The sequence below is a fragment of the Chryseoglobus sp. 28M-23 genome, assembly GCF_014789785.1.
Classification (GTDB): Bacteria; Actinomycetota; Actinomycetes; order Actinomycetales; family Microbacteriaceae; genus Microcella; species Microcella indica.
Genome location: NZ_CP061846.1, coordinates 2,214,510 through 2,238,131, shown reverse-complemented (window position 1 = coordinate 2,238,131; position 23,622 = coordinate 2,214,510). Strand labels below are relative to the sequence as shown.

The 23,622-nt window shown below is 70.6% G+C and carries 17 protein-coding genes, 1 tRNA gene and 1 other RNA gene; 13 read left to right on the top strand and 6 right to left on the bottom strand.

What is annotated here, in order from left to right; genetic code table 11:
* Nucleotides 1-82: 82 nt before the first annotated feature.
* The 10 genes from chvE (at nt 83) to IE160_RS10790 (ending at nt 12,957) form a co-directional block, all read left to right on the top strand.
* A complete protein-coding gene (chvE, locus tag IE160_RS10835) occupies nt 83-1,222 on the top strand; it encodes a multiple monosaccharide ABC transporter substrate-binding protein (RefSeq protein WP_502708737.1) in 1,140 nt (379 codons plus the stop codon).
* Nucleotides 1,223-1,333: 111 nt separating this feature from the next.
* Nucleotides 1,334-2,863, top strand: coding sequence for a multiple monosaccharide ABC transporter ATP-binding protein (gene mmsA / locus IE160_RS10830; RefSeq protein ID WP_191151081.1), 1,530 nt, complete (start codon nt 1,334-1,336; stop codon nt 2,861-2,863).
* Nucleotides 2,863-4,110 (top strand): multiple monosaccharide ABC transporter permease, encoded by a 1,248-nt coding sequence (gene mmsB, locus IE160_RS10825; protein ID WP_191151080.1) that lies wholly within the window; start codon nt 2,863-2,865, stop codon nt 4,108-4,110. The genes mmsA and mmsB overlap by 1 nt, the downstream gene beginning before the upstream one ends.
* Nucleotides 4,111-4,220: 110 nt before the next feature.
* Nucleotides 4,221-5,657: a GH1 family beta-glucosidase gene (locus IE160_RS10820; RefSeq protein ID WP_191151079.1), complete on the top strand. Its 1,437-nt coding sequence runs from the start codon at nt 4,221-4,223 to the stop codon at nt 5,655-5,657.
* On the top strand, nt 5,654-6,883 hold the full coding sequence (locus IE160_RS10815) for a multidrug effflux MFS transporter (RefSeq protein WP_191151078.1): 1,230 nt from the start codon (nt 5,654-5,656) through the stop codon (nt 6,881-6,883). The genes IE160_RS10820 and IE160_RS10815 overlap by 4 nt, the downstream gene beginning before the upstream one ends.
* Before the next feature lie 64 nt (nt 6,884-6,947).
* On the top strand, nt 6,948-7,610 hold the full coding sequence (locus tag IE160_RS10810; RefSeq protein ID WP_179872588.1) for a phosphatase PAP2 family protein: 663 nt from the start codon (nt 6,948-6,950) through the stop codon (nt 7,608-7,610).
* 49 nt (nt 7,611-7,659) lie between these two features.
* Nucleotides 7,660-8,934: a saccharopine dehydrogenase family protein gene (locus IE160_RS10805; RefSeq protein ID WP_191151077.1), complete on the top strand. Its 1,275-nt coding sequence runs from the start codon at nt 7,660-7,662 to the stop codon at nt 8,932-8,934.
* 9 nt (nt 8,935-8,943) lie between these two features.
* A complete protein-coding gene (locus IE160_RS10800; RefSeq protein WP_191151076.1) occupies nt 8,944-10,053 on the top strand; it encodes an FAD-binding protein in 1,110 nt (369 codons plus the stop codon).
* Nucleotides 10,053-11,156, top strand: a complete 1,104-nt coding sequence (locus tag IE160_RS10795; protein ID WP_179872585.1) for a glycerate kinase — start codon at nt 10,053-10,055, stop codon at nt 11,154-11,156. Before IE160_RS10800 ends, IE160_RS10795 begins: the two co-directional genes overlap by 1 nt.
* Nucleotides 11,157-11,184: 28 nt before the next feature.
* Complete coding sequence (locus IE160_RS10790) at nt 11,185-12,957, top strand: helicase HerA-like domain-containing protein (RefSeq protein WP_179872584.1); 1,773 nt, start codon at nt 11,185-11,187, stop codon at nt 12,955-12,957.
* A gap of 25 nt (nt 12,958-12,982) precedes the next feature.
* Here IE160_RS10790 and IE160_RS10785 read toward each other — a convergent pair whose 3' ends face one another.
* The 4 genes from IE160_RS10785 to IE160_RS10770 all read right to left on the bottom strand — a co-directional run bounded on the left by IE160_RS10785 (nt 12,983) and on the right by IE160_RS10770 (nt 17,639).
* Nucleotides 12,983-16,669 (bottom strand): SCO7613 C-terminal domain-containing membrane protein, encoded by a 3,687-nt coding sequence (locus IE160_RS10785; protein ID WP_191151075.1) that lies wholly within the window; start codon nt 16,667-16,669, stop codon nt 12,983-12,985.
* Complete coding sequence (locus IE160_RS10780) at nt 16,666-16,890, bottom strand: helix-turn-helix domain-containing protein (protein ID WP_152584020.1); 225 nt, start codon at nt 16,888-16,890, stop codon at nt 16,666-16,668. Before IE160_RS10780 ends, IE160_RS10785 begins: the two co-directional genes overlap by 4 nt.
* Nucleotides 16,890-17,366: a DUF2975 domain-containing protein gene (locus tag IE160_RS10775; protein WP_191151074.1), complete on the bottom strand. Its 477-nt coding sequence runs from the start codon at nt 17,364-17,366 to the stop codon at nt 16,890-16,892. Before IE160_RS10775 ends, IE160_RS10780 begins: the two co-directional genes overlap by 1 nt.
* A gap of 185 nt (nt 17,367-17,551) precedes the next feature.
* A tRNA-Ser gene (locus IE160_RS10770) sits at nt 17,552-17,639 on the bottom strand.
* A gap of 54 nt (nt 17,640-17,693) precedes the next feature.
* On the opposite strand from IE160_RS10770, the gene ffs reads away from it, so the two are divergent.
* Nucleotides 17,694-17,790, top strand: an RNA gene (gene ffs, locus IE160_RS10765) — signal recognition particle sRNA small type.
* 36 nt (nt 17,791-17,826) lie between these two features.
* Here ffs and IE160_RS10760 read toward each other — a convergent pair.
* A complete protein-coding gene (locus tag IE160_RS10760; protein ID WP_224744468.1) occupies nt 17,827-19,311 on the bottom strand; it encodes an FAD-dependent oxidoreductase in 1,485 nt (494 codons plus the stop codon).
* Nucleotides 19,312-19,486: 175 nt separating this feature from the next.
* Here IE160_RS10760 and pta point away from each other — a divergent pair, with 175 nt between their 5' ends.
* A complete protein-coding gene (pta, locus tag IE160_RS10755) occupies nt 19,487-21,673 on the top strand; it encodes a phosphate acetyltransferase (RefSeq protein WP_191151072.1) in 2,187 nt (728 codons plus the stop codon).
* Nucleotides 21,670-22,797 carry an acetate kinase gene (locus IE160_RS10750; protein ID WP_191152043.1) on the top strand — a complete coding sequence of 376 codons (1,128 nt, stop codon included), beginning with the start codon at nt 21,670-21,672 and terminating at the stop codon, nt 22,795-22,797. The genes pta and IE160_RS10750 overlap by 4 nt, the downstream gene beginning before the upstream one ends.
* Nucleotides 22,798-22,904: 107 nt before the next feature.
* Here IE160_RS10750 and IE160_RS10745 read toward each other — a convergent pair whose 3' ends face one another.
* Nucleotides 22,905-23,546 carry an SDR family oxidoreductase gene (locus IE160_RS10745; protein WP_191151071.1) on the bottom strand — a complete coding sequence of 214 codons (642 nt, stop codon included), beginning with the start codon at nt 23,544-23,546 and terminating at the stop codon, nt 22,905-22,907.
* Nucleotides 23,547-23,622: the final 76 nt, after the last annotated feature.

Below are 23,622 nucleotides of genomic sequence, written 5' to 3'. Positions count from 1 at the left end.
CTGAACATCCCGGGATCCGTTCCGGGAGACGATCCGGCCCTCGTCGCTGAGGCGCAGGATCACAGCACCACCACATCCCCTTATGAAAGGACACACAGTGAAGAAGAAAGCTCTTCTCTCCTTCGTGGCTGCAGGCGCCATGGTCGTCGGCCTCGCGGCATGCTCGGCTGACGCCGGCGACAGCGGAAACGGCGGCGACGGCGAAGGCGGCCTCATCGGCGTCGCGATGCCCACGCGCTCCTCGGAGCGCTGGATCGCGGACGGCGCGGCCGTGCAGGCCGAGCTCGAGGCGGCCGGCTTCGAGGTCGACCTCCAGTTCGCGGAGGACGACATCCCCACCCAGGTCTCGCAGATCGAGAACATGATCACGCGTGGCGCCGAGGCGCTCATCATCGCGTCGATCGACGGCACCACGCTCACCTCGGTTCTGCAGTCGGCCGCTGACAATGACATCCCCGTCATCGCCTACGACCGCCTCATCCGCGACTCGGAGAACGTCAACTACTACGCGACCTTCGACAACTTCCTCGTCGGTCAGCAGCAGGCGTGGACGGTGCTCAACGGTCTCGGCCTCACCGACCTCGAGGGCAACGCTCTCGACGACGCACCCGAGGGTCCGTTCAACATCGAGCTGTTCGCGGGCTCGCTCGACGACAACAACGCGTTCTTCTTCTTCAACGGCGCCATGGATGTTCTCCAGCCGCTGATCGATGACGGCACGCTCGTCGTCAAGTCGGGTCAGACCGACATCGAGCAGGCCGCCACGCTGCGCTGGGACGGCGAAGTCGCCCAGAGCCGCATGGAGGACCTCCTGACGGCGAACTACTCCGACGGCACGAAGGTCGACGCTGTCCTGTCTCCCTACGACGGTCTGAGCCGTGGCATCATCTCGGCCCTCACCGATGCCGGCTACGCCGTGGGTGTCGACTTCCCGGTCATCTCGGGTCAGGACGCTGAGATCGACTCCGTGCGTGCGATCCTCTCCGGCGAGCAGTACGCGACGATCTTCAAGGACACGCGTGAGCTCGCCAAGGTTGCGGCCGGCATGGCGCAGGCGCTCCTCGAGGGCGGCGAGCCGCAGATCAACGACACGGAGACCTACGACAACGGCGTCTTCGTCGTGCCGTCGTTCCTCCTGGGCCCCGTGCCCGTCGTGGCGGACAACGTCGAGTCGGCTCTCGTCGACACCGGCTACTGGACCGCTGAGGAGATCGGCCTCTAAGTCAGGCTGACACTCCAGCGACACAGCATCACCTCTGGTCGGTGGTGGGGAGCTCAACTAGGCTCCCCACCACCGGCCTCATCCACCAACGACGCAAGGAGGGGCACCGACGTGACCCAGAACATCCTCGAGATGCGCTCCATCACGAAGACATTCCCGGGCGTGAAGGCGCTCTCCGACGTGACCCTCGAGGTCGCCCCGGGTGAGGTCCACGCCATCTGCGGCGAGAACGGCGCCGGCAAGTCGACGCTCATGAAAGTGCTCTCGGGCGTGTACCCGCACGGCAGCTACGACGGTGAGATCGTGTTCGAGGGCCGCACGATGAAGTTCGGCGACATTCGCGAGAGTGAAGCCGAGGGCATCGTCATCATCCACCAGGAGCTCGCGCTCAGCCGCTACCTGTCGATCGCCGAGAACATCTTCCTCAACAACGAGATCAAGGGTCGTTTCGGTCTCATCGACTGGGACAAGACCACCGACGAAGCGAAGAAGCTTCTCGCCAGAGTGGGGCTCAATGACGACCCCGCCCAGAAGATCATGAACATCGGGGTGGGCAAGCAGCAACTCGTCGAAATCGCCAAGGCCCTTTCCAAAAGGGTCAAGCTGCTCATCCTCGACGAGCCCACCGCGGCGCTCAACGACGCCGACAGCGATCACCTTCTCGACCTCATCCTGCACCTCAAGGGGCAGGGCATCACGTCGATCATCATCAGCCACAAGCTCAACGAGATCAAGAAGATCGCCGACTCGGTGACCGTGATTCGCGACGGCAAGACGATCGAGACGATCCGCCGCGACGAGGTTTCCGAAGACCGCATTATCAAGGGCATGGTCGGGCGCGATCTGGAGCACCGCTACCCGGATCACACTCCGCACATCGGCGAGGAGATCCTGAGGGTCGAGGACTGGACGGCGCACCATCCCCAGGATCCGAGTCGCGTCATCGTCGACAAGGTGAGCATTACCGCTCGCGCGGGCGAGATCGTGGGCATCGCAGGCCTTATGGGGGCGGGGCGAACCGAGTTCGCCATGAGCCTCTTCGGTCACAGCTACGGCAGCCGCATCAGCGGAAAGGTCTTCAAGCGCGGGGCGGAGATCAAGACCCGCACGGTCTCGGAGGCGATCAAGAACGGCATCGCTTATGCGACAGAGGATCGCAAGACCTTCGGCCTCAACCTCATCGAAGACATCAAGCGCAACATCTCCATGGCGTCTCTCGACAAGCTCGTGTCTCTCGGGCTCGTGAACGACAACGAGGAGTACAAGGTCGCGAACGAGTACAAGGACTCGATGAACATCAAGGCGCCGAGCGTGCTGAACGCGACGGGCCAGCTCTCGGGCGGCAACCAGCAGAAGGTCGTGCTGTCGAAGTGGATCTACTCTGACCCCGAGGTGCTCATTCTCGATGAACCGACGCGCGGCATCGACGTCGGCGCCAAGTACGAGATCTACACGATCATCAATCGCCTCGCTGCCGAAGGCAAAGCGATCGTGGTGATCTCTTCCGAGCTGCCCGAGCTGCTCGGCATTTGCGATCGCATCTATGCACTGTCCGAAGGTCGGATCACGGGTGAGATGCCCGTGGCCGACGCCACCCCCGAAGCTCTGCTCAAGCTCATGACCCTGGAGAAGCAGCGATAATGACTGACACCGCCACCCAGAAGCCCACGACCCCTGAGGGCAGGGGCTCCAGCCGCCTCAGCAGCAATGCCAAGCACATCATCGCCGACCTCGGTAAGAACGGAATCTTTCTCGCTCTTATTGCGGTGGTCGTGCTGTTCTCCATCACGACCGACGGCATTCTGCTGCGTCCGCAGAACATCTCCAACCTCATCGTGCAGAACGGGTACATCCTGATCCTCGCGATCGGCATGGTGCTCGTCATCGTCGCCGGCCACATCGACCTCTCGGTGGGCTCCATTGCTGCCTTCATCGGCGCGATCTCGGGGGTGTTTGTCAGCGCCGATTTCCTCGGTCTGCCGTGGTGGCTCGCGATCATCCTCTCCCTCATGGTGGGAGCGCTCGTCGGCGCGTGGCAGGGTTTCTGGATCGCCTTCGTCGGCATACCTGCGTTCATCGTGACTCTCGCGGGCATGCTCATCTTCCGGGGGCTCGCGCTCATCACGCTCGGCAACTCGAACATCGGATCCTTCCCGGAGGAATACCGCGCGCTCGGCAACGGGTTCATCAACTTCCCGGTCGAGATCCTTGGCGAGACCGTTGATCCGTTGACGCTGGCAATCGGCCTCATCGCCATCATCGCGCTCATCGTGCAGCAGTTCCGCACGCGCAGCGGCCGCATCAAGTACGGGCAGACTGTCGAGCCGCTGCCGTGGTTCATCGGCAAGATCGCTCTCTTCTCGATCGGCATCGGCGCTTTCGCCTACGCGCTGAGCGTGTTCAAGGGCATCCCGATCACGCTCATCGTGCTGGCCCTGCTCGTCCTCACGTACGGTGTCATCGCTAACCGCACGACCTTTGGCCGCCACATCTACGCGATCGGCGGCAACCGCCGTGCGGCCGAGCTCTCGGGCATCAAGACGCGCTCGGTCGACTTCTGGCTGTTCGTCAACATGGGCCTGCTCGCCGCACTCGCTGGCCTCGTCTTCACGGCGCGCCTCAACCTCGCCGGGCCGAAGGCCGGCGACGGCTTCGAGCTCGAGGCCATCTCGGCGGCGTTCATCGGCGGTGCGGCCGTGCAGGGCGGTATCGGCACGGTCGGCGGCGCGATCATCGGTGGCTTCATCATCGGCGTGCTCAACAACGGCATGTCGATCATGGGCATCGGCATCGAGTGGCAGCAGGCCGTCAAGGGCCTCGTGCTGCTGCTCGCGGTCGCCTTTGACGTCTACAACAAGCGCCGCGCGGGAACCGCCGCCTCTCGCTGATTCGCGGCAAGCACCGCGACACCGCCTCTCGATTCGCTGCTGGTCGAGGGGCGGTGTCGCGTATGGGCTCAGCAAGCGAGAGCGCTCTCGTGCGCCGGTAGGCTGGCACGATGATTGACGGCTCCCCCGACTACCGCGACTTCGGCCTCGAGTTCCCCTCCGACTTCGTCTTCGGCTCGGCGACGGCGAGCTATCAGATCGAGGGCGCGGCGCACGAGGACGGCCGGGGGCCGTCGATTTGGGACACGTTCAGCCACACGGCCGGCAAGATCGTCAACGGCGACACGGGCGACTCTGCCTGCGACCACTATCACCGCGTCGAGAGCGATCTCGACCTCATGGCAGAGCTCGGCCTCGAGTCGTACCGCTTCTCCATCGCGTGGCCGCGCATCCAGGCCGAGGGCACGGGTGCGCCGAATGAGAAGGGGCTCGCGTTCTACGGCCGTCTCGTCGACGGGCTGCTCGAGCGGGGCATCCGGCCGATCGCGACGCTCTACCACTGGGACCTGCCTCAGGCGCTCGAAGATCGGGGTGGCTGGACGAACCGCGACACGGCCTACCGCTTCGCCGACTACGCCCATCACGTGGGGGAGGCGCTCGGCGACCGCGTCTCGATGTGGACGACGCTCAATGAGCCCTGGTGCAGCGCCTACCTCGGCTACGGCTCGGGTGCGCACGCGCCCGGGCGCATGAACGGCGCCGACGCCCTGACGGCCGTGCACCATCTCAACCTCGCGCACGGCCTCGGTCTCGTCGCGCTGCGCGACGTCGCGCGTAACGACCCTCAGTACTCGGCGACCCTCAACCTCCATGTCGTCCGCGGCGAGGAGGAGCCTCGCTCGGAGGAGTCGCGTGCGGAGGCGATCCGGCGCATCGACGCGCTCGCGAACCGCGCCTTCACGGGCCCCATGCTGCGGGGGGAGTACCCCGCCGACCTCATCGAGGACACCGCGGGCGTGACCGACTGGGCCTTCGTCCAGCCGGGAGACACGGCGCTCATCCAGCAGCCCATCGACGTGCTCGGCGTCAACTACTACTCGACCGTCACGGTGCGCATGTGGGACGGCGTGTCGCCGCGCGTGAATGCGGACGGCCACAAGGACATGGGCGGGTCGCCGTGGCCCGGAAGCGAGCACGTCGAGTTCCTGCCGCAGGCCGGCCCGTACACCGACATGGGCTGGAACATCGCTCCCGACGGTCTCGAAGATCTCCTCGTCGACCTCCACGAGCAGTTCCCGGGGCTCCCGCTCATGGTGACCGAGAACGGTGCTGCGTTCCCCGACGAGGTCGTCGACGGCCGCGTGCGCGACGTCGAGCGCATCGACTACCTGCGCCGCCACTTCACGGCCGCTCATCGCGCGATGCAGCGCGGCGTCGACCTGCGCGGCTACCAGGTCTGGTCGTTGCTCGACAACTTCGAGTGGGGCTACGGCTACACCAAGCGGTTCGGAATCGTGCACGTCGACTACGAGACTCAGCAGCGCACCCTCAAGGACAGCGCGCACTGGTACCGCGAGCTCATCAGCTCGCGCCGTATCCCGCAGTGACGACGGTCGTCCACCCGGGCGACTCGCTCAGCGGGCGCCAGCGGGCCGTGTACGTCCTCATCCTCGGCGCTCTGACCGCGCTCGGGCCGTTCACGATCGACCTGTACCTGCCGGCCTTCCCGCAGATCGAGGGCGACCTCGACGTGTCGACGGCTGCTGTGCAGCTGACCCTCACCGCGACGACGCTCGGCTTCGCGCTCGGCCAGCTGCTCGTGGGCCCGTGGAGCGACAAAGTGGGGCGGCGACTGCCGCTCATCCTCGCGACCTCCGTGCACGTGCTCGCGAGCATCGGCGTCGCCTTCTCGCCCGACATCTCCTGGCTGCTCGCGTTCCGCGTGCTGCAGGGCTTCGGGGCTGCCGCCGGCGGCGTCGTCGCGATGGCCACCGTGCGCGACCTCTTCGGGGGCTACCCTCTCGTGCGGATGCTCTCGCGTCTTGCTCTCGTCACGGGCATCGCGCCGATCGCTGCACCGGTGATCGGCTCGCAGCTGCTGCTCGTCATGCCCTGGCGCGGCATGTTCGGGGTGCTCGCCGCCTACGGCGTCATCATCATGGTGCTCGCCGCGCTCTTCATCGTCGAGACCCTGCCGCCCGCCCGGCGCGTGGAGAAGGGCCACTCCACTCTCGGAGAGCGCTACCGCTCGCTCTTCACCGACCGCATCTTCGTGGGTGTCGCGATCATCGGCGGCATGACCTTCGCCGGCCTCTTCGCCTACCTCTCGGCGTCGTCCTTCCTCTTCCAGGATGTCTACGGGCTCGACCCGCAGGGCTACGGCCTGCTCTTCGCCGCCAACTCCATCGGCGTTGTCATCGGAGTGCAGGTGAGCTCGCGCCTCGCGAAGTGTTTCGGTCCCGCGTGGATTCTCGCCGGGTCGACCGCGGTGCTGCTGGGCAGCGCCATCGCGATCGTCGTGCTCGAGCTCGCGGGGGCGGGTCTGCTCGGCACGGTCATCCCCCTCTGGCTCTTCATCACCGCCTGCGGATTCGGTTTCCCGTGCGTGCAGGTGCTGGCGCTCACCAACCACGGAAAGGAGGCGGGCACGGCGGCCTCGGTGCTCGGCGCCATGAACTTCGGGCTCGCCGGCATCATCTCGCCCATCGTCGGGCTCTTCGGCATCGCCGACGCCGTGCCGATGGGCACCGTCATGGCGATCACGGCCGCCGTCGCCATGGCAAGCCTGTGGTTCATCGTGCGACCGCGCACCGTGCCGGCACTCAGCCGCTGACGAACCTCTGAGTCGCGGACCCTTCTCTGAGGCGAGGTCAGCGCGACTCGGTAGCCTGCCCCCTATGTCTCTCGAGAACCGGCGCACGATCGCCGGCCACTGGCCGCTCATCAGCGGCGGTGTCGCGGTCGGCATCGCCGGGCTTCTGGGCATTCTCGTCGCTCTGCGCGAGAGCCCGATCGAACTCGATGCCGAGTGGATGGAGGAGCTGCTCGAGGGTCGCAGGCCGTGGTGGGATGTTCCCGCGCTCTTCATGGACTGGCTCGGCGGCGGCTTCGTCGCCGTGATCGTCGTTCCTCTCCTCATCGCGGGGGCGCTCGTGCTTGCGCGCAGGCCGCTCGGCGCCGCGGTCTTCCTGCTCGCCTCCGTGCTCAGCGCGGGGCTCGTGCAGGTGCTCAAGGCGGCGTTCGGTCGGGCGAGGCCCGAGCTCATGCTCGTGGTGAGCGACGAGGGCTCTTTTCCGTCCGGCCATGTCGCGAACGCGGCGACGATCGCGATCGCGCTCGGTCTCATCCTCGCGCTCGATCGCGGTCGTCGATGGGTCTGGATGCTCGGGGCCCTGTACATCGTCGCGATGGCACTGAGCCGCACCTACCTGGGGGTGCACTGGCTCACCGACACGATTGGCGGCGCGCTGCTCGGCGCGGGGGTCGCCGTCGTCGTGTGGGTGCCGTTCGCTCGCGCTCTCGCGCGGGAGCCGCGACCGCGCCGCGTCCGCTCGGGATGAGCAGGGCATCCGTCTAGCGCTGAATTGTCCACATGGATAACATGAGGTCATGAGAATCCTGCTTGTCGGCGCCGGAGGCGTCGGAGACGCGATCGCGAAGATCGCAGCCCGCCGCTCGTTCTTCGAGACCATGATCGTGAGCGACTACGACGTGACGCGCGCCGAGCGCACGATCGCCTGGATCGAGGCGAAGCACGGCCCGCAGGGCGACCGATTCGTCGCCGCGCAGATCGACGCATCCGACCCGGCCGTCGTCGAGAAGGTCGCGCGCGAGCAGGGTGCGACCCACGTCATGAACGCCGTCGAGCCGAAGTTCGTCATGCCGATCTTCGAGGGCGCGAAGGCCGCGGGCGCGGACTACATGGACATGGCGATGAGCCTGTCGCAGCCCCACCCCGAGGAGCCCTACGCGAAGACGGGCGTCAAGCTCGGTGACGAGCAGTTCGCGGTCGCCGAGGAGTGGGAGAGCGCCGGCCGTCTCGCCCTCGTCGGCATGGGCGTCGAGCCCGGGCTGAGCGACGTGTTCGCGCGCTACGCCGTCGACCACCTCTTCAGCGAGGTCGACGAGCTCGGCACGCGCGACGGTGCCAACCTCGTCGTGCGCGACGACGAGGGCAACGAGATCTTCGCCCCGTCGTTCTCCATCTGGACGACGATCGAGGAGTGCCTCAACCCGCCCGTCGTGTGGGAGAAGGAGCGCGGCTGGTACACGACGCCGCCCTTCAGCGAGCCCGAGGTCTTCAACTTCCCCGAGGGCATCGGCCCCGTCGAGTGCGTCAACGTCGAGCACGAAGAGGTGCTGCTCATGCCGCGCTGGCTCGACGCCCAGCGCGTGACCTTCAAGTACGCGCTCGGTGACGAGTTCATCGGCATCCTGAAGACCCTCAACCAGCTGGGGCTCGACAGGACCGCGCCGGTTCGCGTGCGCAGTGCATCCGGCCCGGTCGAGGTGAGCCCGCGCGACGTCGTCGCCGCCGGCCTGCCCGACCCCGCGACTCTCGGGCCGCGCATGACCGGCAAGACCTGCGCCGGCATGTGGGTCACGGGCACCGGCAAGGACGGCCAGCCGCGCGAGGTGTACCTCTACCACGTGAGCGACAACGATTGGACGATGGCCGAGTACGAGGCGCAGTGCGTCGTCTGGCAGACGGCCCTCAACCCCGTCGTCGCGCTCGAGCTGCTCGCCAGCGGGGCGTGGAGCGGCGCGGGCGTGCTCGGCCCCGAGGCCTTCGACGCGCAGCCCTTCCTCGACCTCATGGCCGCGCCCGAGAGCGAGGGCGGATACGGCCAGCCCTGGGGCCTCGAGGAGCGTCAGCCCGCGTAGGGTCGAGGGGTGAGCGCCCCTTCTGCCGCCGGTCGCAACTGGGCCGGCAACGTGATCTTCCGCGCGCCGCGATTCGCCGCACCGACGACGCTTGACGCGCTCATCGAGCTGGTGGGTGCGGCTCGCGCCGTGCGTGCCGTCGGCTCGCGCCACACGTTCTCGGCGCTCGCCGACAGCGACGACCTCCTGGTCTCCGTCGAGGCGATTCCCGGGGCCGTGACCGTGCACGCGGAGCGAGGCACGGCATCTGTTCCCGCGGGCTTGCGGTACGCCGAAGCCGCGCGCCAGCTAGACGCGGCCGGCTGGGCTCTCGGGGCCATGGCGTCGCTGCCGCACATCACCGTGGCCGGCGCGATCGCGACGGGAACGCACGGCTCGGGTGACGCCGCGGGGTCGCTCTCCGACGCCGTCGTGGCTCTCGACATCCTGCGTGCCGACGGCGAGCTCGTCACCGTGCACTGCGGGGACGACGACCTCGCTGGCGCGGTCGTCGCTCTCGGTGCGCTCGGGGTCGTCACGCGGGTGGAGCTCTCCGTCGAGCCGAGCTACCGCACGACCCAGGTCGTCGACCGGGGACTGGCCTGGGATGCTGCGCTCGACGACCTCGAGGCGGTCATGGGCTCCGCCGACAGCGTGAGCCTGTTCACCCGGTGGGCCGACCCCGAGCGCATCGACCAGGTGTGGCGCAAGACGCGGGGGGAGACCGCCCCGGCCCCGTTGTCCGGAGCGCACCGGGCGGGCGAGGCCGGGCATCCCCTCCCCGATGGTCCCGCCGAGAACTGCACAGACCAGACCGGCGCGGCCGGCCCGTGGTTCGAGCGCCTGCCGCACTTCCGCGCCGAGTTCACGCCCTCGCACGGCGAGGAGCTGCAGTCGGAGTTCTTCGTGCCGCGCGACCGCGCGGTGGAGGCGATCCAGGCGGTGCGCGCGCTCGTGCGGGTGATCGAGGCCGCGCTCGCACCGTTCGACGCCCGACCGCACTGGGGCAAAGTGTTCACCGCCGACCCGGCGGCGCTCGCCGGGCTGTACCCGCGCTGGGCCGACGTCGCCGAGCTACGCGAGCGCTGGGACCCGCGCGGGGTGTTCCGCAACGCGCAGCTCGCTGCCTGGGGTCTGTAGTGCGCGTCGTCGTCGCCCCCGACTCTTTCAAGGGCTCTGCCTCCGCGGCGGCCGTGGCGGCGGCGCTCGCCGAGGGCTGGAGCAGTGTGCGGCCCACCGACGACCTGGTTCTCGCACCCATGGCCGACGGCGGTGAGGGGACGCTCGACGCGGTCTCCGAGGCGACCCCGCGCTCGACGCGCATGCCGGTCACCGTCACGGGCCCGCACGGCCGGCGGGTGCCGGCCGAGTGGCTGCTGCTCGAGGCGCCCGACGGCACGAGCACGGGCCTTGTCGAGCTCGCGCTCTGCTCGGGAATCGAGTTGCTCGACGAGCTCGCGCCCGACACCGCGCACACTCTCGGCTTCGGGCAGGCGATCCGCGCCGCGCTCGACCACGGCGTCGACCGTCTGCTGCTCGCGCTCGGCGGCAGCTCCTCGAGCGACGGCGGCGCGGGGGCGCTCACGGCGCTCGGTGCTCGCCTGCTCGATGAACACGGGGCCGCCGTACCGCTCGGGAATGCGGGGCTCGCGCGCATCGCGGCAGTGGACTGGGCTTCCGTCGCTCCTCTGCCCGCCGGAGGGGCCCTCCTGCTGAGCGATGTCGACAATCCGCTCCTCGGCGATCGCGGCGCCGTCGCCGTCTTCGGCGCGCAGAAGGGGGTGACGGCCGACCGGGCCCGTGCGGCGGAGTCCGCACTGGCGCGCTTCGCGGACGCGCTCGCGGAGAATCCCGGTGGCGCCCGTGCCGACGCCCCTGGTGCGGGCGCCGCTGGCGGAACCGGCTTCGGGATGCTCGCCTGGGGCGCCACGATGAGCTCCGGCTCGCGGGCGATCGCGGAGACGATCGGCCTGCCCGCGTCGATCGCGAGCGCCGACCTCGTCATCACGGGCGAGGGTCGCTTCGACGGCCAGTCGGCGGGAGGCAAGGCTCCCGTCGAGGTGCTGCGGCTCGCACGGTCGAGCGGGGTGCGCCGCGCGCTCGTCGCCGGTCTCATCGACGTGCCTCCGGTCGGCTTCGACACCGCCGTCTCGCTCTCCGAGCTCGCCGGGTCGTCGGCCGCCTCCCTCGCCGATCCCCTGCGCTGGGCCCGTGAGGCGGGCAGGCGGCTCGCACTGGGGTGACGACCGGCAGCCGGTTTAGGCTGACCCCATGACGGATGCGCACGAGGCGGTCGCGGCCGCGAAGAAGGCTCTCGCCGAGGCCGAAGCGGCGCTCGCCGCCGCCACAGCCCAGGCCGAAGAGGCCGCCGAGGCGCAGACTGAAGCGACACCGGCGACACCTCCGGCAGCCGGCCCGCTCGACGAGAGCGAGGTCGACGTGATTCGCGCTGGGTACGTCGCCGAGGGAGCGGTGCTCGAGATGGGCGCACTCGTCAACGGCGAGGCGCGCGCGGACGTGCCCGTGCGCATCCCGATCGCGATGACGAACCGGCACGGTCTCGTCGCCGGCGCGACGGGCACCGGCAAGACGAAGACGCTGCAGGTGCTCGCCGAGCAGCTGAGCGCTGCGGGGGTGCCGGTCTTCGCGGCCGACATCAAGGGTGACCTGAGCGGCATCGCCGCGGCCGGCGAGCCGAGCGAGAAGCTGCTCGCGCGCACCGAGGGCATCGGGCAGGACTGGCGGCCGACGGGCCACCCGACCGAGTTCTACTGCCTCGGCGGCATCGGTCGCGGCGTGCCGATTCGTGCGACAGTCTCGAGCTTCGGGCCGCTCATGCTCGCCAAGGTGCTGGGCCTCAACGAGACGCAGGAGTCGAGCCTCGCCCTCGTCTTCCACTACGCGGACCAGGAGGGTCTGCCCCTCGTCGACCTCGCCGACCTTCGCGCCGTCATCCAGCACCTCACGAGCGACGAGGGCAAGGCCGAGCTCGCCGAGCTGGGTGGGCTCAACAAGGCGACCGCTGGGGTGATCCTGCGCGAGCTCATCACCTTCGCCGCCGACGGCGCCGACGTGTTCTTCGGCGAGCCCGAGTTCGACACCGCGCACTTCCTGCGCACGACCGCCGCGGGGCAGGGCATCATCAGCCTGCTCGAGGTGCCGGGCGTGCACGACAAGCCCGCGCTGTTCTCGACGTTCCTCATGTGGCTGCTCGCCGACCTGTTCAACGACCTGCCCGAGGTGGGCGACCTCGACAAGCCGAAGCTCGTGTTCTTCTTCGACGAGGCGCACTTGCTCTTCAAGGACGCCTCGAAAGACTTCCTCGCGGCCATCACGCAGACCGTGCGGCTCATCCGCTCGAAGGGCGTCGGCATCTTCTTCGTCACGCAGACCCCCAAAGACGTGCCGAGCGATGTGCTCGCGCAGCTCGGCTCTCGCGTGCAGCACCAGTTGCGCGCCCACACGCCCGATGCCGCCAAGGCCCTCAAGGCCACGATCTCGACCTATCCGACCTCGGGATACGACCTCGGCGAGGTGCTCACGACCCTCGGCATCGGTGAGGCCATCGTGACGGTCATGAACGAGAAGGGCGCCCCCTCGCCCGTGGCGTGGACGCGACTGCGAGCGCCGCAGGGCTCCATGGATCCCGCGCCGGATGCCCTCATCGAGTCGACGATCGCCGCATCGCCCCTGCTCGCGCAGTACGGCACGGCGGTCGACACCGAGTCGGCGCGCGAGATGCTCGCCGCGCGCATGAACGCCGCCGCCGACGCGGAGGCGGCTCGCGAGGCGGAGCGGCAGCGGCTCGAGCAGCAGGCCGAGGCCGCGAAGGCCCAGGATCGCGCGCAGGAGGAGTACGAGCGCGCCCTGCGCGACCTGCAGAAGAAGGGCCGCACGACGACGCGCACGACCACGCGCCGCTCGAGCTCTCGGCGCAGCGGAGGGAGCGCGGGCGGCATCGGCGACATTCTCGGCTCCCGCGCGGGTCAGACGATCGTGCGCGAGGTCGTGCGCGGCATCTTCGGAACCCTCGGGCGCCGCTGAGTCGAGCGCGCCCGCGCCGGCACCCTCACGCCAGATCGCGCAGCCGCGCGAGCGGCGTACCCCCTCCGCTGCCGCGTCGCTCCGAGCCGACAGCGATGACGAGCAGCACGAGGCCCACGACGGCGAGGGTGATCCACCACGGCATCGCCTCGATGCCGCGCCCGATCTGCACCGAGAAGGCGAGCACGTTCTCGAGGGGCAGCACGAGCATGCCGAGCACGAACGGCGCCGCGAGCCGCCACCGCACCCCCACGAGGATCATGACGAGTGCGATCGCCATGACGAGCACCGCCCGCCAGGTCTGCGGGTCGGTCGCCGTCGCGAGAATCGACGCGAGCACGAGCACGACGAGGCCCGGTGCGAGCAGCGGCCAGGAGCCCGCGCGCCCCAACGGCCAGTGGTGCACGGGGGCGGGACCGGCCCCGGAGGCGCGCCGCAGCGCGATCGCCCCGGCGGCGAGCAGCATGAGGCCGAGCGGCACGGAGAACGCCTCAACGCGCAGGAGCTCTCGCGGGCTCCACGCGACGATCGAGGTCGCGAGAGCGAGCGCGAAGAGCACCCCGGCGTGCGGCAGCACCGTCGTGCCGCGGGTGCTGCGCTCGACGGCGACGACCATGACGAGGAGAAGCGCCACCATGAGCGACCACTGGACGGCGACCGTCAGGGCGAACCACGGCGCCGAGACGTCGTACTCGACCGCCGTGCCCAGGGCGGTGGTGACGACCGTGAGGGCTGGCACGAGCGACCAGCGCCGCACCGCGGCCGGGCGACGCTGGGTGAGCAGGACGCCCGCGACGCCCATCGTGAGTGCGCCGGCGAGGGCCACGATCGCGACGACCGCGATGAGCGGCAGGGCAGTATCCACACCGTCGACGCGCAGCCCGAGCCGTGCCGCCTGGACGCCGCCGGCCGAGCTGGCGACGATCGCAGCGAGGAGCGTGGGGGCGGAGAGCGCGCGCAGGCGGCCGATCCCGGGCGCGCCGGTGCGGATGCTCACCGCGAGCCCGGTCAGCACGACGGAGGCGGCGAGGAGCCCGACGGCCCGCGCGGGCTGCGCCTCCGGGGAGGCGCCGAGGGCGACGAGCAGGGGAACAATCGCGGCGAGCAGCGCGCCCGCCAGCAGGGCGGGCCTCGGCATGCCGCGGGCGGTGAGCACGACGGCGACCGTGGCCGCGACGAGGGCGGGGGGCAGTACGTGCGCCTCGAGCGACGTGACTCCGAGCGCGAGCCAGAGCGACCACAGCGATGCCGTGGCGGCCGCGCCGAACATCCACCAGTAGGCGGGGAGGCGACGCACCGAGGCCGCGCCTGCAGCGCCCACCGCGATGATGGCCAGGACGATCGCGCCCGTGGGTGCGCCGGCCGCCTCGCGGGCGAAGCACAGCAGCACCGCGATTGTCGCCGTGAGCAGTGTCGTCGCCTCGATGGCCAGGCCGACGGCGCGCCCGTGCGCGTCTGGCAGACCTCGGTGCCGCAGCACCGCTGTGATGCGGGGCATCAGCGGCAGCGTGACGGCGACGACGACGGCGATCGCCGGCAGGACGACCGGAGAGCCGCTCATGACCAGGAGCGCCGCACCTGCATTGACGAGCACGACCGCGATCGAGGGCACGATGAGGGCGGCGGCGAGAACCCTGATCACGATGCCGAGGCCGGGTCGGCGCGTGAGGAGCAGACTCACCGCGAGCACGAGCATGGTCGTCGTGGAGAGGGCGACCCATCCGTTGCGCTCGACGACCACGAGCCCCACCGCGATCGCGAAGGGAACGGAGGCGACGAGGAGCACCGTGATCCAGCGCGCGGCATCGACGCGGCGAAGGAACGTCGCGGCGATGGCGCCGAGCAGCCCGACCGTGGCGGTGAGACTGAGTCGAGCAGGCCCCTCGACCGTCGCAAGCGACAGGGCTGACGAGACGAGCACGAGCCCGTAGCCGTAGCCGATGGCGAGGTGCGCCGAGCGCGCGCCGATCGGCACCGTGCGCGCGAGGGTGGCAAGGCTGATGAGCACTGCGGCGCCGAGGCCGACGGCGAGGGCGGTCGACTGCCACGACAGCGATGCCGCCAGGAGCACCGCGAGGTGCGCGGCGATCACGATGGGCAGTCGCTGAGCGATGGGGGCGCGGCGCGACCGCTCGGGGCCCGTCAGCACGACGGCGCTGAGCGTGGCGAGCACGAGAGCCCAGGCCGCGCGAGCACCCGGGTCGACGATCGTGAGCCCGAGCGCGCCGAGGCCGCCGAGCGAGAGTGCCCACCAGGCGAGGGCGCGCAGCACCTCCATGGCCCGCGGTGCGCGGCGCGCCCGACGGCGCAGAATCTCGGCCTGGGTCGCGAGGCCTGCGCTCAGGATGACGAGCGCCACGACGGCCGCGACGCTCCCGTGGGCGGAGACGGCATCGTCGCTCATGCGATCCGCCGCGAGGAGGGCGGAGAGCGTCCCACTCGCCGCGAGCAGAGCTGCGGGGGCGATCGAGGCAGCGACGACGCTCGTCGCGCCCGTCAGAGCCGCGGGGCGGTGCGCGCGGCCCCGAGCCGAGAGGGTCAGGGTCAGGGCCAGCAGCCCGATCACGGCGGCGAGAGGGAGGAGCGCGAGGCGCGCCGGGTCGCCGCCGAACGCGGTCAGGTCGAGGGCGAAGGATGCGAGGGCGAGACCGACGGGCACACTCGCGCCCCCGGCGAAGCTCCACAGACGGCGGAGGGTGTACGGGGCACTGCGGCCCGCGACCGCGCCAGCACCGAGGACGGCCGCGGCGGCGGCGAGCCATGCCGGCGTCGGGTCGACGATCGCGACGAGCGCGGCCGCGGCGAGCGCCACGAAGCCGAGCGTCTGCACGCCCACGAGCGCGACGCGCTCGACCAGCAGCACGGTCGAGCGCCGACGCTCGAGAGCCGCTCCGGCCTCCAGGAGGGCGAGCGCCGCCGCACTCGTGCCGAGCGGCCCCCAGAGGGTGGCGAGCGTGCCGCCGATCGCCGCGCTCGCGAGCAGGGGAACGAGGGTGAGCGCCGTGCTGCCGGCGAGCATCCAGACCCTCATGCGCGTGCGGACGCCGAGGGCGAGGGCGAGGGAGCCGCCGGCGAGGGCAGCGGCCGTCAGCACCGCCCAGGTGTCTGCACGGGCGGCCACGACCGGCAGCAGGACGGAGGCCGCGAGGCCCGCGAAGACCAGGGCGAGAGCGGCCACGGACTCGGCCGAGACCCGGAGGGCGCGCCGCATGAGCAGCGGTGCGCCGCCCCAGAACAGCAGGCTCGCGACGAGGAGGATGATGCCCCGGGCCACAGAGTCGGTGAGGTCGGGATTCAGCAGAGTGAAGATCACCGCGGCGAGCCCCACGAGCGCGGCACCCGCGATCGCGAGCACCGATTGCACCGTCGTGCTCGCACGAGCCGGCTGCTGCGGAGCGAGGGAAGGGGCGGGGGATGCGCCCACCCTGTCGACGGCTGCGGCTCGTCGCGCGGGCGGGCTCGCCTCGGGCGTCGGGCGGCGCGGCACGCGCGCGACCGAGTCCTGGAGCGTCGTGAGGGCCTCGGCCGCGGCTGACGCGCGCTGCCAGACCTCGACGCCGTCGTCGCCGCGAAGGTCGGCACCGCACGACGTGCAGACCCCCGCGGCGAGTCGACGCGTGCACACGGGGCACAGGGCCGTGTCGCGCAGTCGAGAGACCGTGCTCGAGGTCCAGTGAACGGGGCGGGCCCGCTGCGCGGTCACGTCGCTCACGAGGGGTCCTCCTCGCCGTCCGGAGTCCAGACGAGGATGTCGCCCGGCTGGCACTCGAGCACGCGGCAGATGGCGTCGAGGGTCGAGAAGCGCACGGCCTTCGCTCGACCGTTCTTGAGCACGGCCACGTTCGCCGGGGTGATGTCGATCGCGGCGGCGAAGTCGCCGACCGACATCTTCTTCTTCGCGAGCTGCACGTCGAGGTTGATGATGATCGGCATCAGACCACCTCGGCCAGGTCGCTCTCGAGCTGCGATGCCTGGCGCAGAAGGCCGCGCAGCACGACCACGAGGAGGGCGAGCATGCTGCCGACGATGATGCCGAGCACGCAGAGCAGCGCGATCGAGGGCGAGCCGGCCTGCGCGTTCGTGATGGTGATGAGCGAGCCGAGCACGATGATCGTCGCGAGGATGATCGACCCGAGGATCACGTCGACGTAGCGGAACGCGCGCGGATTGAAGATGATGCCCTCGCGCACGAGCGAGAGCATGCGCCACACGTACACGAGCGTCACCTGCAGGCACAGGACGAAGACGGCGGCGGCGATGACGCCCGGCCATTGCAGGTAGGCGAGCGGGGGCAGCATCGCGGCCATGTTCGCGGCGATCGTCGGCACGACCACGGTCTGGCAGATGAGCAGGAGCGCGAGCAGCACCGCGATGAGCGACTTGAGGGAAACGATCGTGAGACGGTGCATCGTGGTCCTATCGATAGTCAGTGGATAGCTATCGAAAAACGATACATCATGCGTCCCCTGCGTCACACACGGGCAGTCCTGGCTACCCGGCCGGCGACTCGCGGGGAGCGCCGATCGACGATCCCGCGATGAGCGGCCGGGGCGGGCAACGCCTCACTGACGGTCGCGAGGGGAGACGCGAGATATGGCGGAGGATAGGGGATTCGAACCCCTGAGAGCTTGCACTCAACACGCTTTCCAAGCGTGCGCCATAGGCCACTAGGCGAATCCTCCAGGCGCATTCCGCCGAGACGGAACAACGACAGCGATCCTACCGGTAAACTCGACGACGGCTCCCCGCGTGGCGCCATCCAGGCCAACTCCCCCAGGGCGGAAACGCAGCAAGGGTAACCGGGCTCTGGCGGGTGCGCGGGGGGTCCTTCGCGTTAACGCGATCCCCGTCGGCACCCCACCCCGCGCCTCAGCGCCGCGCCAGCGGACGCGTCGCCGGGCCCTCGAGCACCTCGCCCTCCGCCGAGAAGCGCGAGCCGTGCGCCGGGCAGTCCCACGACCGCTCGTGGTCGTTCCACGTGAGCGCAGCGCCGAGGTGCGTGCAGATGCCCGAGACGCGGCACTCGGCACCGTCGATGCGCGACGCGGCGCTGACGCGCCATCCGTCCCGACCGATCTCGCCCTCGCCCGCCGTCGGAGCATCGTCGTCCAGGCGGTGCACGAGCGCCCGCGCGTAGCCCTTGGCGTACCACCAGCCGACGGCCGCGTTGGCGCCGAGCCCCGCCGCGAGGGCCTGCGGCGTCGTGATGCGGCGGCCGAGCGTGCGGGCCCACGACGGCACCTCGTCGCCGGTGAGCGTCGCGGCGATCGTGAGGGCGCACTGCACGGCGTTCGTCATGCCCCACTTGTCGTAGCCCGTCGCGAGATACACGCGCCCAGCTCCCCGCGGCATCCAGCCGGAGAAGGGCACCCGGTGCGGCGTCTCGTAGTCCTGCGCGCTCCACGCGTGCGTGCGCTCGGCGCCCGGCCAGTGCTGCAGCGTCCACGCCGTGAGGTCGTCCACGCACGAGGCGGGCGAGTCATGCCGCCCCACTCCGTGGCCGTTGCCGCCGACGAGCAGCAGCTCCTCCTCGCCCGACCCGGCGGTGCGCAGCGAGCGCGTCGGTGCGTCCACGCTGAGGTACATGCCCTTCGGCGCGGCGCCGGGCACGCGGAACGACAGCACGTACGAGCGCTGCGGCTTCAGCTTCGCCCAGTACAGCCCGCGGTCGAGCACGGGCGACCCCGTGGCGATGACGACGCGATCGGCGAGAACTTCGCCGCGCGTCGTCGCGACCCGCACGGGCGCCGGTCGAGCCGCGAGACCGAGCACGCGCGACCCCTCCACGACGACGCCGCCGAGCGAGCGCAGCTCCGCCGCGAGAGCCGCGAGCACGACGAGCGGGTCGAGCTGCGCCTGATCGGGCAGCATCACCGCGCCGTAGGAGGGGTAGGGCAGCTCCTCGGGCGACACGAGTCGAGCATCCAGGCCGGCCTCGATCGCGGCCTCGTGCTCGGCGCGCACCGTAAGAATGCCGTCTGCGGTTCCCGCGTAGCTGTAGGCATTGCGCCGCTCCACGGCGCCCTCGAGCGGCGAGGCGTAGTCGAGCAGCCAGTCGAAGCCCGCGCGGTTCGCCTCGACGTACGCCCTCATCACGCGGCGACCGCTCGTGCTCCGGATGCGCTGCAGCTGCTGCCCCTGCAGCACGCTGAGCTTCCCGGTCGTGCGGCCCGTCGCGACCGCCCCCACCTCGCGCGCTTCCAGCACGGCGACGCGCTTGCCGGCCCGCGCGAGCAGCATCGCCGTCGTGAGCCCCGTCAGCCCGGCGCCCGCGATGACGACGTCGTAGTGGGCGCGCGGTTCGAACTCGTCGGTCGGAATGCCGGGTGCGGTCTCCTGCCAAAGCGATGTCACAGTGCGGTTCCTCCTCGTGGCTCGCCTCTCGCGCTCACGAGCGGCACGGCCCACGGTAGGCGGGCCGCTCGGCTCGGGGCCAGGGCTTGCGCGCGGGCACACCGGCGCGTTATGGCACTGGCAAAGGGCCCAAAGACCCGGGTCCCGCGCGGCCGGCGCGCCTAGGCTGGGGGCAATGTCGCGCAGCATCTACGTCACCTCCGCCGAGGGCAACTCGGGCAAGTCCACCGTCGCCCTCGGCCTCGTCGACACGCTCAGCCACCAGGTGCAGCGCGTCGGCGTGTTCCGCCCCGTGGCCCGCTCGCAGGACGAGCGCGACTACGTGCTCGAAGTGCTGCTCGGCCACAGCGGCGTCGACCTCGACTACGAGGACTGCATCGGCGTCGGCTACGACGAGGTGCACGCCGACCAGGAGGCGGCGCTCGCCGTCATCGTCGAGCGGTTCAAGGCCATCGAGCGGCGCAGCGACGCCGTCGTCATCGTCGGCAGCGACTACACGGATGTCGCGAGCCCCACCGAGCTGTCGTTCAACGCGCGCGTCGCCGCGAACCTGGGTGCGCCCGTCGTGCTCGTCCTCGGCGGCCGGCTCTCCGGCGCGTCCGGCGGGCGGGGTCTCGCCGAGAGCGGCCCGCGGTCGGCCGACGACGTGCGTCGCCTCGCCGAGGTCGCTGTCGCCGAGCTCGAGCACGAGCACGCGCAGCTGCTCTCGGTCATCATCAATCGGGCGGATGCTGCGCTCGCCGACCCGATCACCGCGGCCGTCCAGGCGGTCGCCTCCGACGCGCTCGTGAGCGTGATCCCCGAAGATCCGTACCTCATCGCCCCGACGGTCGCGAGTGTCATCGCGGCCTGCGACGGCGAATTCCTCCGCGGTGACGAGGCGCTCCTCGGCCGGGAGGTGCTCGGCGTCGTCGTCGCCGGCATGTCGATGGAGAACGTGCTGCCGCGCCTCACCGAGGGGGCCGTCGTGCTCGTACCAGGCGACCGGTCGGAGGTGCTGCTCGCCGTGCTCATGGCGCACGAGAGCGAGACCTTCCCGAGCGTCGCGGCGGTCATCCTGTACGGCGGTTTCGAGACACCCGCCTCCGTGCAGTCGCTCGTCGACGGGCTCGACCCTGCCCTGCCGATCATCCGCAGCGGGGCGGGCACCTACGACCTCGTGCTGCGCGTCATGGAGGCCCGAGGCCGCCTCGCCGCCGACTCGCAGCGCAAGTACGACACGGCCCTCGCCCTGTGGGAGGCGCACGTCGACCACGACGCGCTGCTCGCGCGGCTCGACGTCACGCGCTCGGAGGTCGTCACGCCGCTCATGTTCGAATTCGACCTGCTCGAGCGGGCGCGGGGCGACCGCAAGCACATCGTGCTGCCGGAGGGCGACGACGACCGCGTGCTGCGGGCCGCGAGCACGCTCCTGCGCCGGAGTGTCGTCGATCTCACGATCCTCGGCGAGGAGGCCGAGGTGCGGGCCCGCGCCGCCGAGCTGGGGCTCGACCTCTCGAGTGCGACGGTCACGAGCACGCGCGACGAGCAGCTGCGGCACCGCTTCGCCGAGGAGTACGTGCGGCTGCGCGCCCACAAGGGCGTCAGCTACGAGACCGCGCGCGACGTCGTGACCGATGTGAGCTACTTCGGCACGATGATGGTGCACCTGGGGCTCGCCGACGGCATGGTGAGCGGCGCCGCCCACACGACGGCGCACACGATCCGCCCGAGCTTCGAGATCATCAAGACCGACCCAGGGGTGAGCGTCGTCTCGAGCGTCTTCCTCATGTGCCTCGCCGACCGCGTGCTCGTCTACGGCGACTGCGCGGTCATCCCCGATCCGACGAGCGAGCAGCTCGCCGACATCGCCATCTCCTCCGCCGCGACGGCGCAGCAGTTCGCGATCGAGCCCCGCATCGCGATGCTCTCGTACTCGACGGGGGAGTCGGGCTCGGGAGACGACGTGGAGAAGGTGCGCGCGGCGACGAAGCTCGTGCGCGAGCGCCGCCCCGACCTGCTCGTCGAGGGGCCGATCCAGTACGACGCGGCGGCCGAGCCGAGCGTCGCGGCGACGAAGATGCCCGACTCGGAGGTCGCCGGCCGGGCGACGGTCTTCGTCTTCCCCGACCTCAACACGGGCAACAACACCTACAAGGCCGTGCAGCGATCGGCGGGCGCCGTCGCGATCGGGCCCGTGCTGCAGGGCCTGCGCAAGCCGGTCAACGATCTCAGCCGCGGCGCTCTCGTGAGCGACATCGTCAACACCGTGGCGATCACCGCGATCCAGGCGCAGCGCACGCCCCCGCCGCCGACGACGCCGATCTCGACGCTCGGCGGTACGGGCGATGTCACCACCGCCGACCGGGACGGCGCCGCCTGATGCGCGTGTTCGTCGTCAACTCCGGCTCGAGCTCGATCAAGTACCAGCTCATCGACGTCGACTCGGCCGAGGTCGTGCTCTCGGGCCTGCTGCAGCGCCTCGGCGAGGAGGGCGGCGACGCGGCCGATCATGTCCACGGGATGCGCGTCGTCCTCGACCGCCTGGGCGACGAGGCGGCGTCGATCGGCGCGGTGGGCCACCGCGTCGTGCACGGCGGCAGCGCCTTCACCGAGTCCGCCCTCCTGACCGAGGAGGTCGTCGCGGGCATCGAGGCGGTGAGCGGGCTCGCTCCTCTCCACAATCCCGCGAACCTCGCGGGTATTCGTGCCGCGCTCGCCGTGCTGCACGCGGTGCCGCACGTCGCCGTCTTCGACACGGCCTTCCACCAGTCGATGCCGGCGGAGGCCTTCACCTACGCGATCGACCGCGCGGTGGCCGAGCGGCACGGCGTGCGCAAGTACGGCTTCCACGGCACGAGCCACGAGTTCGTCGCGCGCGGGGCCGCCGAGCTGCTCGGGCGCCCGATCGACGAGCTGAAGCTCGTCGTGCTGCACCTCGGCAACGGAGCCTCGGCCGCCGCGATCGACGGCGGCCGCTCGGTCGACACCTCGATGGGGCTCACTCCGCTGCAGGGCCTCGTCATGGGCACGCGCTCGGGCGACCTCGACCCGGCGGTGCTCGTGCACCTGCACCGCGTGGCCGGCTTCAGCGTCGACGAGCTCGACACGCTGCTCAACAAGCGCTCGGGCATCCTCGGCCTCACCGGTCACGGCGACATGCGCGACGTGACCGACGCAGCGGCTGGCGGGGACGCTCTCGCCGAGGCCGGTCTCGCCGTCTGGGCTCACCGCATCCGGCACTACATCGGCGCCTACCTCGCCCAGCTGGGCGGCCTCGACGCGGTCGTGTTCACGGCGGGCGTCGGAGAGAACAGCCCCGCCCTGCGCGCACGCGTGATCGAGCGGCTCGGGCACCTCGGCCTGCACGTCGACGGTTTCCTCAACGAGCGCGTCGCGAAGGGCCCGCGCATCATCTCGCCCGCGGGCGAGGGGCCGGCCGTCCTCGTCGTGCCCACGAACGAGGAGCTCGCGATCGCGCGGGCGACGGCCGCCCTCGTCGCCTGACCAGCGCTGCCCTGAACCCCCGCACCTCGGCCACGCCGAAAGTGACACCTCACGCGAAACGTTCTGCGTGACTTGTCACTTTCGGCGTGTGGGGGTGCCGCGGAACGCTACAGGGGCAGCTCGGCGATGGGCGTCGGCCCGGAGACGACCTCGAACTGCTGGTGCACTCCGCGACCGCTGATGAGCAGGTCGGCGACGAGGTGGGCGACATCCGCACGCGGGATACTCCCCTCCACGTTCTCGCCGATCTCGACCTGGCCGGTGCCAGCGTCGTCGGTGAGACCGCCGGGCCGCACGATCGTCCAGTCGAGGTCGTCGTGGGCGCGCACGGCGGCGTCGGCCTCGGCCTTCGCCTTGAGGTAGATCTGGAAGATGTCGTCGGAGTCCGGGTCGAAGGAGTCGGCGCGGCGCGACGAGATGACGACCATGCGCGTCACGCCCGCCTGGACGGCGGCATCGGCGAGCAGGATGGCGCCGTCGCGGTCGACGGTGAGCTTGCGCTCAGGCGTGCTGCCCGGGCCGGAGCCCGCGGCGAACACGACCGCGTCGCAGCCCGTGAGCACTTCGGCGAGGCCGGCATCGTCGGTCTTCTCGAGGTCGATCACGACGGGTGTCGCGCCGTCGGCCTCGATGTCGGCGGCCTGCTCGGGCTTCCGGATGAGGGCGTGCGGCTCGTGGCCGGCCTCCACCAGTCGGCGGGCGAGCAGTCGGGCGATCTGGCCGTGTCCTCCGGCAATAGCAACACGCATGAGCTCCACTCGATCAGGTCTGGCTCCGTGCGGCCTGAGTGCGAGCATCCGCGACGGGGGTCGCGACTACGCTGGG

Excerpts from the sequence above, each read along its gene's own strand:
- chvE (WP_502708737.1), top strand. The coding sequence starts at position 83 with ATGAAAGGACACACAGTGAAGAAGAAAGCTCTTCTCTCCTTCGTGGCT.
- mmsB (WP_191151080.1), top strand. The coding sequence starts at position 2,863 with ATGACTGACACCGCCACCCAGAAGCCCACGACCCCTGAGGGCAGGGGC.
- IE160_RS10820 (WP_191151079.1), top strand. The coding sequence starts at position 4,221 with ATGATTGACGGCTCCCCCGACTACCGCGACTTCGGCCTCGAGTTCCCC.
- IE160_RS10810 (WP_179872588.1), top strand. The coding sequence starts at position 6,948 with ATGTCTCTCGAGAACCGGCGCACGATCGCCGGCCACTGGCCGCTCATC.
- IE160_RS10805 (WP_191151077.1), top strand. The coding sequence starts at position 7,660 with ATGAGAATCCTGCTTGTCGGCGCCGGAGGCGTCGGAGACGCGATCGCG.
- IE160_RS10790 (WP_179872584.1), top strand. The coding sequence starts at position 11,185 with ATGACGGATGCGCACGAGGCGGTCGCGGCCGCGAAGAAGGCTCTCGCC.
- IE160_RS10780 (WP_152584020.1), bottom strand. The coding sequence starts at position 16,890 with ATGCCGATCATCATCAACCTCGACGTGCAGCTCGCGAAGAAGAAGATG.
- IE160_RS10775 (WP_191151074.1), bottom strand. The coding sequence starts at position 17,366 with ATGCACCGTCTCACGATCGTTTCCCTCAAGTCGCTCATCGCGGTGCTG.
- pta (WP_191151072.1), top strand. The coding sequence starts at position 19,487 with ATGTCGCGCAGCATCTACGTCACCTCCGCCGAGGGCAACTCGGGCAAG.
- IE160_RS10745 (WP_191151071.1), bottom strand. The coding sequence starts at position 23,546 with ATGCGTGTTGCTATTGCCGGAGGACACGGCCAGATCGCCCGACTGCTC.